General features: G+C 71.3%; 17 protein-coding genes. 16 read left to right on the forward strand and 1 reads right to left on the reverse strand.

Features of this window, described 5'->3' with window-relative positions; genetic code table 11:
- Nucleotides 1-78 precede the first annotated feature (78 nt).
- From HYV93_23590 to HYV93_23605, 4 genes are all read left to right on the forward strand, one after another.
- Entirely contained in the window at nt 79-363 is a 285-nt protein-coding gene (locus tag HYV93_23590) for a hypothetical protein (GenBank protein MBI2528953.1), read from the forward strand.
- On the forward strand, nt 333-1,898 hold the full coding sequence (locus HYV93_23595; protein ID MBI2528954.1) for an AMP-binding protein: 1,566 nt from the start codon (nt 333-335) through the stop codon (nt 1,896-1,898). The genes HYV93_23590 and HYV93_23595 overlap by 31 nt, the downstream gene beginning before the upstream one ends.
- A gap of 121 nt (nt 1,899-2,019) precedes the next feature.
- Complete coding sequence (locus HYV93_23600; protein ID MBI2528955.1) at nt 2,020-3,300, forward strand: DUF362 domain-containing protein; 1,281 nt, start codon at nt 2,020-2,022, stop codon at nt 3,298-3,300.
- Between the two features lie 40 nt (nt 3,301-3,340).
- Entirely contained in the window at nt 3,341-4,651 is a 1,311-nt protein-coding gene (locus HYV93_23605) for a DUF362 domain-containing protein (protein ID MBI2528956.1), read from the forward strand.
- A 68-nt stretch (nt 4,652-4,719) separates the two neighbouring features.
- Here the strand turns inward: HYV93_23605 and HYV93_23610 are convergent, their stop codons facing one another.
- Nucleotides 4,720-5,385 carry a pyridoxamine 5'-phosphate oxidase family protein gene (locus HYV93_23610; GenBank protein MBI2528957.1) on the reverse strand — a complete coding sequence of 222 codons (666 nt, stop codon included), beginning with the start codon at nt 5,383-5,385 and terminating at the stop codon, nt 4,720-4,722.
- A 202-nt stretch (nt 5,386-5,587) separates the two neighbouring features.
- Between HYV93_23610 and HYV93_23615 the strand changes: the two genes are divergently transcribed.
- From HYV93_23615 to HYV93_23670, 12 genes are all read left to right on the forward strand, one after another.
- Nucleotides 5,588-7,012 carry an amidase gene (locus HYV93_23615; GenBank protein ID MBI2528958.1) on the forward strand — a complete coding sequence of 475 codons (1,425 nt, stop codon included), beginning with the start codon at nt 5,588-5,590 and terminating at the stop codon, nt 7,010-7,012.
- 91 nt (nt 7,013-7,103) lie between these two features.
- Nucleotides 7,104-7,922, forward strand: a complete 819-nt coding sequence (locus HYV93_23620) for an enoyl-CoA hydratase/isomerase family protein (protein ID MBI2528959.1) — start codon at nt 7,104-7,106, stop codon at nt 7,920-7,922.
- 35 nt (nt 7,923-7,957) lie between these two features.
- Nucleotides 7,958-8,425, forward strand: a complete 468-nt coding sequence (locus tag HYV93_23625; protein ID MBI2528960.1) for a MaoC family dehydratase N-terminal domain-containing protein — start codon at nt 7,958-7,960, stop codon at nt 8,423-8,425.
- Between the two features lie 174 nt (nt 8,426-8,599).
- Nucleotides 8,600-8,914, forward strand: a complete 315-nt coding sequence (locus HYV93_23630) for a MoaD/ThiS family protein (protein ID MBI2528961.1) — start codon at nt 8,600-8,602, stop codon at nt 8,912-8,914.
- A 27-nt stretch (nt 8,915-8,941) separates the two neighbouring features.
- Complete coding sequence (locus tag HYV93_23635) at nt 8,942-11,542, forward strand: molybdopterin-dependent oxidoreductase (GenBank protein ID MBI2528962.1); 2,601 nt, start codon at nt 8,942-8,944, stop codon at nt 11,540-11,542.
- Nucleotides 11,539-12,144, forward strand: a complete 606-nt coding sequence (locus HYV93_23640; GenBank protein MBI2528963.1) for a 4Fe-4S dicluster domain-containing protein — start codon at nt 11,539-11,541, stop codon at nt 12,142-12,144. The genes HYV93_23635 and HYV93_23640 overlap by 4 nt, the downstream gene beginning before the upstream one ends.
- Before the next feature lie 15 nt (nt 12,145-12,159).
- The gene (nrfD, locus tag HYV93_23645; protein MBI2528964.1) at nt 12,160-13,059 is read left to right on the forward strand and encodes a polysulfide reductase NrfD; all 900 of its coding nucleotides are present in this window, start codon (nt 12,160-12,162) and stop codon (nt 13,057-13,059) included.
- Between the two features lie 10 nt (nt 13,060-13,069).
- Nucleotides 13,070-13,639: a 2-oxoacid:acceptor oxidoreductase family protein gene (locus HYV93_23650; protein ID MBI2528965.1), complete on the forward strand. Its 570-nt coding sequence runs from the start codon at nt 13,070-13,072 to the stop codon at nt 13,637-13,639.
- A complete protein-coding gene (locus HYV93_23655) occupies nt 13,626-13,895 on the forward strand; it encodes a 4Fe-4S binding protein (GenBank protein MBI2528966.1) in 270 nt (89 codons plus the stop codon). The genes HYV93_23650 and HYV93_23655 overlap by 14 nt, the downstream gene beginning before the upstream one ends.
- Nucleotides 13,892-15,079, forward strand: coding sequence for a phenylglyoxylate dehydrogenase (locus HYV93_23660; protein ID MBI2528967.1), 1,188 nt, complete (start codon nt 13,892-13,894; stop codon nt 15,077-15,079). The genes HYV93_23655 and HYV93_23660 overlap by 4 nt, the downstream gene beginning before the upstream one ends.
- Before the next feature lie 3 nt (nt 15,080-15,082).
- On the forward strand, nt 15,083-16,339 hold the full coding sequence (locus HYV93_23665) for an FAD-dependent oxidoreductase (protein ID MBI2528968.1): 1,257 nt from the start codon (nt 15,083-15,085) through the stop codon (nt 16,337-16,339).
- A complete protein-coding gene (locus tag HYV93_23670) occupies nt 16,303-17,682 on the forward strand; it encodes a 4Fe-4S dicluster domain-containing protein (protein MBI2528969.1) in 1,380 nt (459 codons plus the stop codon). Before HYV93_23665 ends, HYV93_23670 begins: the two co-directional genes overlap by 37 nt.
- The last annotated feature ends 22 nt before the right edge of the window (nt 17,683-17,704 follow it).

Consider the following 17,704-nt stretch of genomic DNA (forward strand, 5'->3'; position numbering starts at 1 on the left):
TGCTTCCGCTGCCGGACGTGTGCGTACACGAGCGCAGTGGTCAAAGCCGTCTGCCCGAGCTGCGGCACCAGCGGGGCGATGGCTCCGGAGGCCGCGACCGGCGGCCACGTCGTGGACTTCGTGCCCGTCCTGTACCCGCCGGAGAACCTGAAGGGCCTGGGACGCTACGTCAGCGTGCTCGTCAGGCTGGACAACGGCTGCCAGGTGTTCGGCGTGTTCCGGGGCGACCCGGAGCGCATCCGGGTCGGCACCCCGGTGGTCGTCTCGCAGGGCGACGCGGCCGAGAAGGTCCCGTTCTTCGACGTGGCCACACCGACGCCGGATGCCGAGACATGCTCCAGCAGAACTTCGCCTACCTCGTAGACAAGAGGCGGGAGGTGTGCGCGCAGGACGTCGCCGTGGTCGAGGCGCACAGCGGCAGGCGACACACCTACGACGACCTCTGCCGTCGCGCGCGCGCCCTCGCCGCCGGGTTGCAGGCTGAAGGGATCAGGCGGGGCGACTGCATCTGCTGTCTGACGGGCAACACCGTGGAGTACCTCCATCTCTTCCTGGCCGCCGCCCGGCTGGGTGCCATGGTGAGCCCGATCAACCACCGCCTGTCGTCATCGGACGCGGGGCGAATCCTCGCCGATGCCCGGCCCCGGGTCTTCGTGTTCGACCGAGCGCTCGACGGCCTGGCCAGGGAGCTCGTCGGTGACGGCAGCCAGTTCGGCAGGGTCCTCTCCTTCGGGGACGGCGACTCCCGCTGGGCCGACGACCTGGAGACGTGGGTGGCCCGGTACCCGGACGACGCCGGAGAGATCGCCGGCGATTCGGAGGACCCGCTGCTCCTGCTGTACACGGCTGGATCGACGGGGACGCCGAAGGGCGTGCCGCTCAGGCAGAGCCACCTCTTCTTCAACGCGATCAACTGGATCATCGATGTCGGCATCGGCAAGCGCGACTACGGCCTCACGGTGATCCCGCTCTTTCACATCGGCGGCCACATGCTGTGGACCCTGCCCCATCTCATCGTGGGGGGGCGGGTGCTCCTGCAGCGGCGGTTCGAGCCGGAGGAGACCTTGCGTCTCCTGTCGCAGGAGCGGATCACGAATGCCTTTCTCCTGCCGACGATGCTGAAGATGATGCTGGCCGTTCCGGGCTGGCGCGAGTACGACCTCGGCAGCCTCCGCTTCATCGGGGCCGGAGGCGAGCCCGTGCCGGAGCGGATCACGCGGGCATTCGCGGAGATCGGCATCCCGGTCCTGAACGCCTACGGTCTCACGGAGACCTCGGACGGCACGACCGTGCTTCGGCCCGAGCACGCGGCCACGAAGCCCGCGAACTGCGTGGGCAAGCCGTTGACCATGGTGGATGTGCGGATCGTCGACGGGGCGGGCCGGGACGTCGGACCCGGGGTCGAAGGCGAGCTGCTCCATCGGGGGCCGTCGGTCGTGGATGCGTACTGGAAGAAGCCCGAGGAGACCGGCAGGGCGTTCCGCGACGGCTGGTTCCGGACGGGCGACCGGGCGGTTCGCGACGAGGAAGGCTTCATTCATTTCCTGGGCCGAAAGGACGAGTTGATCATCACGGGCGGTGAGAACGTGTATCCGGCCGAGGTGGAGGAAGCGATCCTGAGCCACCCGGGGGTCGCGGACGTGGCCGTCGTCGGCGTGCCCGACGAGCAGTGGGGGCAGACGATCAAGGCGATCATCGCGCCCAGGGGCGGCGTCACCCTGTCCGAAGGGGAGATCGCCGAGCACCTGAAGGGGAGACGGAGTCGCTTCAAGCGGCCGCGGATCGTCGAGTTCACGGACGCGTTGCCGAAGATGGGCAGTGGCAAGCTCGACCGTGTCAGGATCCGAGTGCTCTACGCGGCAGGCGCGGACGGGCGGACGCCGCCGTTGACGCCATGACGGGCTGCCGCGCGCGCGAAGGCGTGGTCCGCATGCTTCTGACCACATATGACGTAGGCTGCGAGGACGGGAACACGGGGACGGCGTGCCCCTCGGCCCGATCCTGGAAAGGCTCGATCGCATGACGGCGAATCCGATGAAGCCCTGCGTGGCCGTGGTCAAGAGCGAGGACGTCGCCCTCGGGGTTCGGCGGGCCGTGGAGCATGTCGAGGCGGCGGAAGGGGTGCGCGTCCGGGGCACGGTGCTGGTGAAGCCCCTGTGGGACTACTACTCGCTCGGCTGGGATGCCGGCCTGCGGGAGCCGCCAGCGGGCTGGAGCGAGGCAGGCGGCCTCTTCCAGCCGTACACGGACCCCCGGGTGGTCGCGGCCCTGGTGCGGCTCTTCCTGGAGCGCGGCGCCGCGCGAGTCGTCGTGGGCGACGGGCCGTTGCACGAGACCCCGGCCAGATGGTTTGCCGAGCGGACGGGCATGGACCGGGTGGTCAGGGAGGCCGGGGGGGAGCTCGCATACTTCGACGAGGAGCCCCTGGTCGAGGTCGCCGTGCCGGACGCGCGGGTCTTGCCGACGATCCAGCTCCCCAGGGTGGCCCTCGAGTGCGACCTGTTCGTGAACGTTCCCAAGCTCAAGACACACCCGATGCACGGATTGACCGCCGGGTTCAGCAACCTCTACGGCCTCCTGCCCCACGAGGAGAGGCATCGGATCCTGAAACAGCCGCAGTTCTCCTTCGCGATGATCGACGTGATGAAGCTGTTCCGGGAGAAGGCGCTGACGGTGGTGGATGCGGTGATTGCCATGGAGGGGGATGGGCCCCGGCTCGGCAATCCGGTCCGGATGGACGTGGTGCTGGCGGGGCGCGATCCCGTGGCCGCGGACACCATCGCGGCGATGGTGGCGGGCTTCGATCCGATCGAGGGTCCACTGGAGGTGATCCCCGCCGCACGGCATGCCGGGCTGGGCGTCGGGGACCCCGCGATGATCGAGATCAGGGGCGAGAGCGTCGCCGCAGTGGCCCGGCCGCTGGAGCGGACCGCGCACCCGTGGATCCACCCGAGCCCCAATGTGAAGACCTACGCCGGAGGGGACTCGTGCGGAGCCCGACCCTGGATCCAGTACACGCCGATGCCCTGGGAGATCGAGGCGGGGAAGCGATACGCGCTGGTGCTGGGCCGCACGCCGGCCGTCCCGAAGGACCTCGACGTCGATGAGGTGTGGGTGCTCGGGGATGTCACGCTGAAGTCGGTGAAGGTGAAGAGCCTCGAGGCCCGGGGCATCCGCGTCAGGGTCGTTCCCGGCTGCCCTCCCGCCCGGCTCAAGGAGTACCTCAGGCTCCACAAGTGGGAGTACCCTGTGGAGCAGGTGCGCTGCAAGTACGAGTGCTGCGCCTCGATGCGCGGCTGACGTCGGAGGCTCTGATGACTCACAGGGAGGATGGCGGGCGATGACGAAGGAAGGGCTGACCGGGAAGTCCGTCGTGTCGATGGCGCAGGACGCCGACCCCCACCGCGCGGTGGCCGGCGCGCTGGACCTGATCGGCGGCGCAGGCCACCTCCTCCGGGGCGCCAGGACGGTGCTGATCAAGCCCAACGTCGGCTATTACTCGCTGGGCGTGGAGACCGGGCTCAAGACGCTCCCGGAAGGCTTCGACCCCGACGGGAACTTCCTGCCATCCACGGACAAGAGGGTGGTCGGAGCGCTCGTCCGGCTGTTCAAGGAGGCGGGGGCGGAGCGGGTGGTGGTGGCGGATGCGCCCGTGCACGAGACCGACGGGGCATGGGTCTTCGCGCGCACCGGCCTGGCGGAGGCGGTCACCGCCGCGGGCGGCGAGATGCGCGACCTCGCGCTGGAGCCCAAGGTCAAGGTCGAGGTGCCGGGCGGGACGGTGCTCAAGACGATCAAGGTGCCGAAGGTGGTCATGGACGCCGACCTCTTCGTCAACGCTCCCAAGCTCAAGACCACGCGCGTCGGGCTCCTGACCCTCGCCTTCAAGAACATGTTCGGCGTCCTCCTGCACGAGGACCGCCACCCGTATCACCGTCTCCCGGAGCACTACTACGTCCTCGCCGACCTGGTGAAGCTCGTGAAGGGCCGCGACCTGACCGTGGTCGACGCCGTGATCGCCATGGACGGCTACGGGCCGCGGTTCGGAGATCCGGTCCAGATGGACCTCGTCATCGCCGGCCGCGACCCCGTGGCCACGGAGGCCGTCGCCTCCATGGTGGCGGGCTTCTCGCCCGCCGAAGGCCCCATCGAGGTGCTCCCGGTCGCCGAGCGCGAGGGCCTTGGAACCCGTGATCTCGCCGCGATCGAGGTGCGGGGCACGCAGATCCAGGAGGTGCGGCGGAGCTTCAAGCGGCCGCCGATGCCGTGGCTCCACCTGGACCCGCGGGTGAAGACCTACCCGGGAGGGACCTGCTGGGGGTGCGGGCTCTGGATGCAGTACAGCCCCATCCCCTCGGAGCTCGAGGACGGGCGACGCTACGCCCTCGTCACGGGCCAGGCCCCCGCCCTCCCGGACAGGCTCGACGCCGACGAGGTGTGGCTCCTGGGCAACTGCGCGATCGAGTCGGTGAGCATCGGAAAGCTGCGAAAGAAGGGGCACAAGGTGGTGTCCCTGCCTGGCTGCAACCCGTATCGCCTGGAGCCGTACCTCGAGGTTCACAAGTGGGAAGCGCCGTACTCGCCCGTGTGCCGCCATCCGTGCTGCCGGCCCGGCAAGGTCGAGAAGGAGCCCGCCTCGCCCCGCGCGTGACGGCACGGCGGCGGCGCGGGGGCTCCTGACCGGCGGACCGGAGGCGCCGCCTCGATGACCGCGCGGGGCTACCGGGCCCGAGGGCGGCGGTACTCGCGCGCCGAGGCGGGGAGAGCGATTCCTGCGGCCAGGCGCGGGTCCGGGACAGGCGGCTGGACCGCGAGCCGGAGAGGGAGCACTCCCGCCCAGCAAGGCAGCGCGTAGTCCTCCTCGTCGTCGAGCGGCGGGCCAGTCCGGATCTTCGCCGAGGCCTCGCTGATGGGCAGCCGCAAGACCATGGTGGCCCGCAGCTCCTTGACGCTCGGCTGGCGCACCTCACGCCAGCGGCCGGGCAGCACGTGCTCGCTGACCGCCTCGAGGCCCTCCAGCCGCTCGGCCGGGTCCGTGACCTCGACGGCGGTACCGAGCACGACCACCGAGCGGTAGTTCATCGAGTGGTGGTAGGCCGAGCGGGCCAGGACGAGCCCATCCAGGATCGTCACGGTCACGCAGACGGGAACTCCGTCTCGCAACGAGCGGAGCATGCGGCTGGCGGCCGAGCCGTGGAGGTAGAGCCGGTCTCCGATGCGCCCGTAGTTGGTGGGGATCACGTAGGGCTGCCCCTTCACCACGAATGCCACGTGACAGACCAGGCCCTCGTCGAGGATGGCCTCGATGGTGGCCCGGTCGTAGGCCGCGCGCTCTGGCACCCGCCGTACCTGCGTCCGCTCGCTGGGAGCATTGGCCCCGGTCATGTTCCTGGCTCCTCCTCTCGGAATGTCCCCCCGGCCCCCCGGCGATGAGGCCCGGGCCGGCCGGGTGGTCAACCCGAGCCTACTCGAACAATGGCCTTGACGGGAGGGCCACTTTCTGACAAACGATCGAGCGACTGGCTGCCGCGCTCGCCCCCGACGATCGAGACACCGAGAGGCCGTGACCGCCTGGACTGGAGCTGCCATGACGCCATCCGATCTCTGCTGGACCCCGGCGACGGAACTGCGCTCCCTGATCCGCGCGCGGGCGCTGTCGCCGGTGGAGCTGATGCAGACGACGCTCGAGCGCATCGAGCGGCTCAACCCGCGGCTCAACGCCTTCTGCACGCTGGCCCCGGAGAAGGCGCTCGAGGCGGCGCACAGGGCGGAGCAGGCGGTGGCCCGCAGTGAGGCGCTGGGCCCGCTCCACGGCATCCCGGTCTCGGTCAAGGACCTGGCCCTGGCGGCCGGGATTCGCTTCATGTCGGGGTCGGTCATCTTCGAGGGACGCGTGGCGGGTCAGGACGCGCCTTTCGTCCGGCGCCTCAGGGCGGCGGGGGCCATCGTCGTGGGCAAGACCGCGACGCCAGAGTTCGGCTGGAAGGCGCTCGGCGACAGCCCGCTCACCGGGATCACGCGCAATCCGTGGAATACGGCGATGACGACCGGCGGCTCGAGCGCGGGGGCGGCGGCTGCAGCCGCGGCGGGCCTGGGCCCGCTCCACCATGGCTCGGACGGCGCGGGCTCCATCCGCATCCCGTCCGCCTTCTGCGGCATCTTCGGCTTCAAGCCCTCCTATGGTCGGGTGCCGCAGTGGCCGGTGTCCAACAACGACTACTCGACCCATCACGGCCCCATGACGCGCACGGTGGCCGATGCCGCGCTGATGCTCTCGGCCATGGCCGGGCCCGACGAGTGGGACCGCACCTCGCTGGACGGCGCGCCGGCAGACTACGTGGGCCGCCTGCGCGAGCCGGTCCGCGGCCTTCGCGTGGCGTGGAGTCCCACGCTGGGCGGGCTGCGCGTGGACGCCCAGGTCGCGGCCGTCGTGGCACGCGCCGTGCGGGCCTTCGAGGAACTGGGCTGCGCCGTGGAGGAAGTGGACTCGGGCTTCCCCGAGTCGGGCCCGCTCATCCGCGGCATCTGGTCGGCCCACGAGGCGGGCAACTACGGGCCGTACGTGGCCGAGTGGGGCCCGCGCATGGACCCGGGGCTCCTGGCCTGCATCGAGGACGGTCTGCGCCTCGGCCTCGTGGACTACGCCCGGCTCCGCGGCGAGAAGATGGCCTACTGGGACGCGCTCCGCCCCCTCTTCGAGCGCTTCGACCTCCTGCTCACGCCAGCCGTGTCGGTGCCGGCCTTCGAGGTCAGCCGGCTCAACCCCGAGGGCTGGCCGCAGCACGCCTGGGACTGGTTCCCCTGGGCCTCGTTCAGCTATCCGTTCAACTTCACCGGCCAGCCGGCGGCGACGCTGCCCTGCGGCTTCACCGGGGGCGGGATGCCCGTCGGGCTACAGCTGGTCGGCCGCCGCTTCGCCGACCTCACGGTGCTCCAGGCCGCCGCGGCCTTCGAGGAGGCGCGTCCCTGGGGAGGGCGCCGGCCGCCCGTGGACGGGGTTGCGGCCGGCTGATCGCGCGGCGCGGCAGCCTCCACTCTGAAGGGCGCCCGGTGGCCCGACCGGCGCCGGAAGACGTGCTCACCTGAACCTGGAGGTGGCGACGATGTCGGAGGGAGCGCATACGGCGGAGAGGCGGTACGTGACGCTGCGGCTGGAGCGGGACGGTGCGGTGGACTGGCTCACCCTCCACCGGCCCGAGCAGCTCAACGCCATGGACAACTGCATGTGCGACGAGCTGCAGGACTACTTCGCCGGCCTCCGCACGCGGCACGCCACGCGTGTCGTCGTCCTGCGCGGCGCCGGCCGCGCGTTCTGCGCGGGGTTCGACCTCAAGGCGCCGCAGGAGGTCTCGGCCGGGCCCGCGCCGGGGCTGCGGGCGCAGCGGCGGGTGACCGAGGTGATCCTCAGCATGAGGCGCTGCCCGCAGCCCATCATCTGCCTCGTCCACGGCGCGGCCGCGGGCGGTGGATTCGCCCTGGCGCTGGCCTCCGACATCCGTCTCGCCGCCCCCAGCGCCCGCATGAACGTGGGGATGGTGCTCCTGGGGCTCACGGGCTGCGATGCCGGGATCAGCTACTTCCTGCCCCGCGCGGTGGGGACCTCGGTGGCCGCCGAGCTGATGATGACGGGACGCTTCATCGGGGCCGAGCGGGCGCTGCGGGTCGGCCTCGTCTCCGACGTCGTCCCCGAAGAGGGGCTGGAGGCTGCGGGGGGTGCCCTGGCGGCGGAGATGCTGCGGACGGCTCCGCTCGGGCTCAGGCTCACCAAGGAGGGGCTCGGCCTGGCGCTCGACGCCCCGAGCCTCGAGGCCGCCATCGCCATCGAGGACCGGGGGCAGATCCTCTGCGCCTCGGGGGGATATTTCCGGGAGGGGATCGCCGCCTTCCGTGAGGGGCGCGCCCCCTCGTACCCCGAGGAATGACAGCGGTGCCGCCTGGCACAGAGAGGTCATGACCCATGCCGAAGACCTATCGCGGGAGAACCTGGGACGAGCTGACCGTGGACCAGGAATTCTGGACCGGCGGCCGCACAGTGACGGAGGGGGACGTCCTCGGCTTCTCGGGCCTCACGGGGGACTTCAACCCGCTGCATACCGACGAGGAGTTCGCCCGCGCCGCGAGCCCCTTCGGCACCCGGGTGCCGCACGGACCGCTGGTCCACGACATGTACCTCGGGCTGCTGGACCGCCTGGGCCTCGTGGAGGGGACGGCGCTGGCCTTCCTCGAGCTCCGGTGGAAGTTCCTGGCGCCGGTGCTGGTCGGTGACTCCGTCCATGCCCGCGTGCGGATCCGGGAGAAGCGCGAGCTGAAGAAGCCGGACCGCGGCATCGTCACCTTCGCGATCACCCTCTTCAACCAGCGGTCGGAGCCCGTGCAGGAGGGCGAGCACACGCTCCTGATGCTCAGACGCCCCGGCGCCGCCTGAGCCCGCCGCTGATCCGCTCCTGAGGGCGCCGCGCGCCCGGCCTCCGCAGGCGGCGATGTCGGAATGCAAGACCTGACCCCCCGGTTGCCTCATCAAATTGAGCCAAATGGTTGATTGATCGCTCCGACAACCCCGACTACCGTGGCTCAATCTCGGTCACCTACTTACAAGAATATGAGTACCCGGGTCGTCTTCATGGGAGTGATCGCGACCGTGACGGGACGGAAGGAACTGGTCCTGGAGACCCGGCCCGGCGCGACACTACGCCAGGTGCTGGATGACCTCGAGTCGCGGTTCGGCCCGGACTTCGGCCGCCGCGTGTTTCGCTCGCAGACCCCGCCCCGTCCCCTCCAGATGCACACGCGGATCTTCGTGGACAGCGCGCTGCAAGCCGACGAGAGCCTGGACCGGCCGCTGCCGACAGGCGGCGACGGACAGGGATCGCCGGAGGTCCTCATCTATCTCATGCCGGCGGCGAGCGGCGGGTAGCAGGGGAAGCCGACGAGAGGAGAAGCCATGAACGCATCGAAGAGCGCGGGCCAGGGGGCGACGAACGGCCCCGCGGCGCAGGAAGACCGCTGGATCCCCTCGGCGTGCACCATCTGCTACGGCGGGTGCTCCATCCTCGCCCACCGCGTGAACGGCACCATCGTGAAGATCGAGGGGAACCCCGCGAGCCCGGTGGGCAAGGGACGCATCTGCGCCAAGGGATTGTCGGGGATCATGATCCTCTACGATCCGAACCGGGTGAACACCCCGCTGCGCCGCACGAATCCGAAGAAGGGCATCGGTGTGGACCCGGGCTGGAAGCCCATCTCCTGGGAGGAGGCGCTGGAGGAGATCACGGTCCGCATGGAGAAGATCCGTGCCGAGGACCCCCGCCAGCTGATGATCCAGGTGACGACGACGCTGGCGCCGTCCTCGCTCCTCTTCTTCACCTTCGGCTGGGCCTTCGGGACGCCCAACATGTGGGTTGCGGGCGGCGGGATCCACTGCGGCAACGGGGCCCATGCCGTGGGCGGCATCATGCACGCCTCCTGGTCGCTGGTGCCGGACTTCGAGCACTGTAACTACGCGCTCTACTTCGGCGCCTCCAAGGGGCACGGGGCCGGGCACGCCTCCACGCCCAACATGGAGCTGGCCGCCGATGCCCGCGCGCGGGGCATGCGCATGGTGGTGGTGGACCCCATGTGCAACTTCGCCGCGGCCAAGGCCAGCGAGTGGGTGCCGATCCGCGTCGGGACGGACGCGGCGCTGGCTCTCGCCATGGTCAATGTGCTCCTGAACGACCTGGGGATCTACGATGCGGAGTATCTCAGGCGGCACACCAACGGCCCGTACCTCGTCAGGCCCGACGGCCGCCACGCCCGGGATGCCGCCTCGGGCAAGCCGCTCGTCTGGGACGTCGCGACGGGGACGGCCCGGCCCCACGACGACAAGTCGGTCGGCGAGGCTGCCCTCCTCGGCGAGTACGAGGTGAGTGGCGAGAGGTGCCGGCCGGCCTTCGCGCTCCTCAAGGAGCACGTCAAGCAGTTCACGCCGGAGTGGCAGGAGAGGCTCACCAGCGTGCCCGCGGCGCAGGCCCGGCGCCTGGCCCGGGAGTTCGGCGAGGCCGCGCGCGTGGGCAGCACCATCGTCCTGGACGGCGTGCGGCTGCCCTACCGGCCGGCCGCCGCCATCTACTTCCGCGGCGCCCAGGGGCACAAGAACTCCTCGCACATCTGCTTCGCGGTGGATCTCCTGAACCAGATCGTCGGGGCCGCCGACGTGGTGGGCGGGGCGCTGGGCTTCAACCCGGTCTGCCACGGCCACCCGGACACGGGCCGGCCGCGCTACGTCCCGCGCGCGGAGAGGGACGGGCTCATGACGCCGGGGACGTGGATGCTGCCACACCTGCCGTACCCGCCCGCCGAGCCCCGGCACCCCGACTCCATGGGCTTCATCGAGACCTACCCGCTCTCCCACGTCTCGCCGCTCATGGCCTCCGCCGACCAGGCCAAGTGGTGGGAGCGCTTCGAGCTGCCCTACCGGCCGAAGATGATGATCAACTACGGCGCCAACTCGCTCATGAGCGTCGGCAACAAGGACACGGTGGCCGAGACGCTCGCCCGGTTCGACTTCATCGTCTCCTTCGATCTTTTCCTGAACGAGTTCTCCGACTTCGCCGACATCATCCTGCCCGACGGCTCCTATCTCGAGGTGCTCGACCCGCGGCCCAACTTCCCGTTCATCTTCAATCACCCGGCGGGCCGGGGGCAGTGGGGGTGGCCCATCCGCCAGCCGGTGGCGCCCCTCACCCACGAGCGCAGGAGCGCGCGCGAGGTGCTGCTGGGCCTCGGCTACCGCATGGGGCTCGGGCCCGAGCTGAACATGGCGCTCAACGTCTTCTACGGACTCGACGGCCCGCAGATGCTCGACCCGACGAGGACCTACACCTTCGAGGAGATCACGGACCGCGAGCTCCAGCACAAGTTCGGCCCCCAGCACGGCCTCGAGTGGTTCAAGGAGCACGGGGTCATCACCTGGCCGAAGAAGGTCGAGGAGGTGTACTGGCGCCCCTTCGTGGACGTGCGCGTGCCGATCTACTGGGAATTCATGCTGGACCTCGGAGAGAAGATCCGCGCGGTGACGGAGCCCCGGGGCATGCGTTTCGACCGCGCCTACTATAGCCCTCTCCCGCAGTGGATCGCCTGCCCCTCCCACGAGGTCGAGGACCCGGCCTACGACCTCTACGCCTTCTACTACCGGGATGTCCTCCACACCAACGGCTTCACCATGGAGAACCCGTGGCTGGACGAAGCCTCGCGCATGGACCCGTACTCCTACACCATCGCGCTCAACACCCAGACGGCGCGCGCCCGCGGGATCAAGGACGGCGACACGATCTGGGTGGAGTCGGCGGCAGGCCGCCGCGTCGCGGGCAAGGTCCGGCTCACCGAGGGCATCCACCCCGAGGGCGTGGGCATCGCTGCCTGCGCCGGTCACTGGACCAGGCATCAGCCCATCGCTCAGGGCAAGGGGGTGTTCTTCAACGAGCTGCTGGAGGTGGACTTCGAGCACACGAGCCCGGTGAACCTGAACCTGGACCTCTGCGCCAAGGTGAGGGTGGGCCGATGAGATACGGGATGGTGATCGACCTCAAGCGCTGCTTCGGCTGCTACGGGTGCCAGCTGTCCTGCAAGGCCGAGCACGCGACCCCCCCCGGCGTCTTCTTCGCCCGGGTGGTCAAGCGCGAGTCGGGCACGTACCCGAACGTGAGGAAGGTCTTCCTGCCCCTGCTCTGCATGCACTGCGAGACCCCGCCCTGCGAGGCGGTGTGCCCCACGGGGGCCACCTCCAAGCGGCCCGACGGCATCGTGGACATCGACCGCGAGGTCTGCGTGGGCTGTCGCTACTGCATGCAAGCCTGCCCCTACGAGGCGCGCTACTTCCACGCGAAGACACGCTACTACTTCGGCGCCCAGGGGCCCACCGAGTACGAGGCCGTGGGCTACGCCAAGCACCCCACGGGCGTGGTGATGAAGTGCAACTTCTGTGCGCACCGGCTCGCGCGCGGGGAAGAGCCGTCCTGCGTGCTCACGTGCCCCACCCACGCACGCACCTTCGGCGACCTCGACGACCCGCAGAGTGCCGTGAGCCGGCTCATCAAGGAGCGGGGCGGCGAGCCGCTCCACCCGGAGCTTGGCACCGGGCCCTCGGTCTACTACCTGCCCGCCTGACCGCCGGAGGCCGCCATGAGCGTGTTCACGGATCCCTTCGATCGGCTGATGGACGATCTCCAGGAAACCGCCCGCCCCCAGCGCGAGTGGGTGGACGGGCGGGGGCTCCTGCTCATCGCGGGGCACTTCCTCTCCGGCGTGGGCGCGGGCGGCTGGGCCTTCTCGAGCGCGCTGGGCTTCCTGCCGGGGGAGATCACGAGCCTCATCGTGGTCGGGCTCGGCGGGCTCGCGCATCTGCTCTTCCTCGGCCGCCCCGAGCGCTTCTGGCGCATGGTCAGGGTCCGGTCCTCGTGGGTGGGGCGCGGCTTCGTGGGGCTGAACATCCTGATGGCGGCCGGGGTGGTGTCCCTCGCCCTGCGCGCTACGGGTCTCGGCGGCGGCGGGTGGGCCAGCGCGGTCTGGGGGCTGTCGCTGGTGGGCGCGGGCATCGTCATGCTCTACAAGGGCAATGTCTATGCCGTCTGCCGCGCGATCCCGTTCTGGAACTCCTCGCTGCTGCCCGTCCTCTACGTGGCCTATGCGCTCCGCGGGGGAACGGCGCTCCTGCTGCTCTTCCTGCCCTGGACGCCGCTCAGCGCCGACCACGGGCTCATCGAGGTGCTGGAGCTGTGGATCGGGCTCTCGGCGGGCGTCTGCATCCTCTTCTACCTGACGATCATGGCGAACTCCTCGGTGGGGGCGCGGCGCTCGGTGGAGGACCTCCTCCGGGGCCGCGTGGCGGCGGCGTTCTACGGGGGCGTGGTGGCCGTGGGCTTCGTGATCCCGGTGGCCATCGGTCTGCTCAACGCGGTGACCCCCGTGTCCATGGGCGTCCTGGCCCTGGTGGGGCTCGCCTCGCTGGTGGGTGACTTCTACGTGAAGTACGCCATCGCCAAGGCCGGCCGCTACCTGCCGCATGTCTACCAGGCCCGGTGACGGCCAGCGCATGAAAGAGATCCGCTTCCACGGACGGGGTGGGCAGGGCGCCGCGACGGCGGCGGAGATCCTGGCCGCCGCACTGGTCCGCGACGGCCGATACGCCGCCGCGTTCCCGATGTTCGGGTTCGAGCGACGCGGCGCTCCGGTGACGGCCTTCCTCCGCTTCGACTCGGCGCCCATCCGCGAGCGCACCCAGGTCTATGCCCCGGACTGCCTCATCGTGCTGGACCCCGGTCTCGCGCGCGGCGGAGCGATCTTCGAAGGGCTGAGGCCGGGGGGCACGCTGCTGGTGAACGGGACCATGCTGCCGCCGTTGCCGTCGGAAATCGAGGTCGGCCTGGCCGGCACCGTCCGCGCCGGGGCCATCGCCCAGGAGGAGCTGGGGCGTCCCGCGGCCAACACGGCCATGCTCGGGGCCCTGGCGCGGCTCACGGGCTGGGTGTCGCGCGAGAGCCTGCTCGGCGTCCTGCCGGACTACGTGGACGGGGAGGCGCTCCCGGGGAACCGCCGCGCCGTGGAGCGCGGGTATGCGGAGCTGCGGGTGGCGGCCGGGGAGACGACGCATGCGCTTCCGTAGCCCGTTCGAGGGCGCCTGGGCCGATCCAGAGACGATACACACGATCCGCACCGGCGACTGGCGGCGGGAGCGGCCCCTGACGCGCGAGGGGCGCTGCTCGCACTGCGGGCTCTGCTTCCTCTTCTGCCCCACGGGCTGTGTGCGCGACCGCGGGCGCCACTTCTCGGCTGACCTCGACTTCTGCAAGGGATGCGGCGTCTGCGCGCGCGTCTGCCCCGGGTCGGCCATCGTCATGGTGGAGGAGGCCGGGGCATGACGACGACAGCGCTGCGCGTGATGGACGGCAACAAGGCGGCGGCGGTCGGCGTCATCCTCTGCCGACCCGACCTCGTCGCCTCCTACCCGATCTCGCCGCAGACCCCGCTGCTCGAGGCCCTCTACCGCGCCCGGGCCGAGGGGCGCCTCGAGGCCGACACCGTGGAGGTCGAGGGAGAGAACTCCGCGCTCTCCGCGGCCATCGGCGCCGCGGCCGCGGGCGGGCGCGCCTTCACGGCGACCTCGTCCATGGGCCTCATGTTCATGTACGACGCCTACCTCTTCGCCTCCGGCCAGCGGGTGCCCGTGGTGATGACCGTGGCGACGCGCGAGCAGTCGGCGCCCCACACGGTGTCCAGCGGGCAGCAGGACATCATGATGGTGAAGGACGGGGGCTGGGTGCAGCTCATCGCCGAGTCCTGCCAGGAGATCCTCGACTCCATCCTCGTGGCCTATCGCCTCGCCGAGGACCCGCGCGTGCAGCTGCCGGTCAATGTCTCCTACGACGGCTATTACCTCTCGCATCTCTCGGAGCCCGTAGCCGTGCCCGAGCAGGGGGCGGTGGACCGCTTCCTCGCTCCCGTTGGAGGGGGCAAGCGCCCGGTCCTCTCCGCGGCGGCCCCGCTCACCTTCGGGGCCTTCATCGTGGGCGACCTCTACGCCGGGTACCGCTACAAGCACTGCCAGGCCATGCAGGCGGCGCTGGACCTCGCCGACGGGCTCGACGGCGAGTTCCTGGCGGCCTTCGGCCGCGAGTACGGCGGCAGCCTCGAGGCCTACCGCGTGGAGGATGCCGAGATCCTCATGGTCGCCATGGGCAGCCACTCGGGCACGCTCAAGGTGGCCGTGGACAGGCTGCGTGACGAGGGTGTGGCCGTGGGGCTGGCGCGCGTGCGCATGTTCCGGCCCTTCCCCCGCGCGCGCCTCGCCGCCCTGCTGCGCGGCCGGAGGGCCGTGGGCGTGGTGGACCGCTCGGTCTCCTTCGGCTGGAACGCCGGCCATCTCTTCGTGGACGTCAAGGCGGCGGCGGCCGACCTGGAGGCGCGGGTCCCCATGGTCAACTTCATCGGCGGGCTCGCCGGCACCGATCTCAGGCGCGAGATGCTCGAGGCGGCGGTCAGGACGACGCTGGCCCGGGGCCGGGGCGAGCCGGGCCCCGAAGTGGTCTGGCTCAACCTCGAGTAGCCCATGGCCGCCACCCTCCGCCACGTGATCATCGGCGCCGGCACCGCGGCGCTGGCCGCCGTCGAGGCCATCCGCGTCGGCCGCCCCGCAGACCCCATCACGCTTCTCAGCGCCGAGCCGGAGGCGCCGTACTCCCCCACGGTGCTGCCGCATCTGCTGGCGGGACGGATCGACGAGTCGCGGATCGCGCTCCGCCCCGCGGCGTTCTTCGGGACCCGGGGCTGCCGGCTGCTCGCCGGCACGCCGGCGGTGGCGCTCTGCGCCGACCGGCGCGTATTGCGTCTGGCCGGGGGCGGCGAGCTCGAGTTCGACCGGCTCCTGGTGGCCTCGGGCTCCGAGCCCATCGTGCCTGCCCTCGACAATCCTGACGCCGTGCCGGTTCACACGTTCACGCGACTGGCCGATCTCCGCGTGCTCCGCGCCGCGCTGGGAGGCACCTCGCGTGTCGCGGTCCTCGGCGCGGGCCTCATCGGCATGGAGCTGGCCGAGGCGATCGTTCACCGATGGCCCGGCGCCCGGATCACGGTGGTGGAGCAGGAGCGGCAGGTGCTGCCACGGGCCTTCTGCCGCGAGGATGCCAGGGCCGTGGAGGACCTGTTCGAGAGCCAGGGCGTCGGGTTCAGGCTGGGCTGCCGGGCCGTGGCGCTCGGGCGGCGTGACGGGGCGGCCCTGTTGACGCTCTCGGATGGCGGCTGCGTGGAGGCCGATCTGGTCGTGGCGTGTGTCGGGGTGAAGCCGCGCCTCGGGTTCCTCGCCGGCGCCGGGCTCGCGGTGCGCCGCGGGATCGTCGTCGACAGGCGGATGGCGACGAGCGCTGCGGGCATCCACGCTGCGGGCGACGTCGCCGAGGGCCCGGGCGCCGACGGGACCATCGGCTGTCACGCGGTGCTGCCCACGGCGGCGGGGCAGGGACGCGTGGCCGGGGCGAACATGGCCGGGCGTGCTGTCGAGCACGAGGGGTGGCTGCCCGCCAATGTCTTTTCCTTCTTCGGCCGGCTCCTCGTGAGCGCCGGCGCCACCGAGGCGGTCGGACGACAGACGCGCCTCGGGCAGGCGTCCGGTGCAGGACGGGGCCGGCTCGTGCTCGATGGAGACAGGCTCGTGGGCGCCTCGTTTGCGGGCATGCCGGCCGATCCCGGCGCTCTCTGCTGGCTGATCCGCGAGCGCGTGCCGGTGAGGGCCCAGGCCGAGCTGCTCCTGTCCCGCCCGCTCGAGGCAGCCCGATGGCTCTGCGCCCGGGCCCAGCGGGGGACCGCGTGACGGCAGTGACGGCGCCGCCCGCGCTCCGCGACACGCTCTGCATCGAGTGGGGGGCGTGCCCGCCCGGCTGCCGCGACTGCGTCGAGGCCTGTGCTTTGGCGCGCGGCGTGGCGCGGGTCACGGCGCTGGACCTGGCGGAGGTGTCCTTCCACGGCGCGCTGACGTGCGGGCAATGCGGGGAGCCGGCCTGCCGGGACGCGTGCCCTACCGGCGCCATCGTGCGCGAGGAGTCGGGCGTGGTTCGCCTCGATCAGGAGCGCTGTGTCGGCTGCGGCGCCTGCGCGGGGGCCTGCGCCTGGGGCGGAATCACGCTGGACGCGGTCACCGGTCGCGCGTCCAAGTGCGACACCTGCGGCGGCCGGCCCGCGTGCGCCCTGGCCTGCACGACCGGCCGCCTCCGGTGGGTGGAAACCTCGGCGCTGGCGCGACGGCTCGGCCATCCCGATCCCTTCACGCAGGGCGTGAGCCTCTGCCCGGGCTGTGCGGCGGAGCTGGGCTTCCGCACGGCCTTTCGCGCCATCGGCCCGGACGCCGTGGTCTTCGCCGCCCCCGGCTGCGCCTGCATGCTCGCCTGCGGCCTCGGCACTGCCGCCACGACGCGGCTGCCCAGCGTCATGTCACTCATGACCAATGTCCCGTCGCTCATGACCGGGGTGGCGCGCCAGCTGCGCCGCTCAGGCGCCAGGACGCGGGCGGTGGCCTTCGTGGGAGACGGCACGACCGCGGATGTGGGGTTCCAGCCCCTGTCGGGCGCGGCGGAGCGGGGCGAGCCGATCGTCTACATCTGCTACGACAACGAAGGGTACATGAACACGGGCGCTCAGCGCAGCAGCACGACGCTCCAGGGGGCGCGGACCATGACGACGCCCGTCGGTCCGGGGCAGGCGGGAAAGAGGCAGGTGCCCAAGGACGTGGCCGTGCTCATGGCGATGCACGGCGCGGCCTACGTGGCCACGGCCAGCGTGTCGCATCCGGAGGACTTCGCGGCCAAGCTCGAGCGCGCGCTTGCCGCGGAGGACGGGCTCGCCTACATCCATCTCTATGCCCCCTGCCACGTGGGCTGGCAGGCCCCGATGGACGCCGCGGTGGAGATCGCCCGGATGGCCGTCCTGACGCGTGTCTTCCCCCTCTGGGAGGCGCGGCGCGGCCGCTTCCGACTGACGCATCCCATCGCCCACCCCCGCCCGCTCGGGGACTTCGCGGGGCTGATGGGCCGCCTCCGTCATCTCGACGAGGACGGGCTGCGCGCGCTTGGCCGGGCGGTGGAGGAGCGCTACCGCCGGGTCGAGGCCCTCTGCGCCGCGCTGCCATGGCAGGAGCCGGGCGCGGCGGGTGGGCGATAACGTGTTCAACCGGACGATCCCG

The sequence above is a fragment of the Candidatus Rokuibacteriota bacterium genome (assembly GCA_016188005.1).
Lineage (GTDB): Bacteria > Methylomirabilota > Methylomirabilia > Rokubacteriales > CSP1-6 > UBA12499.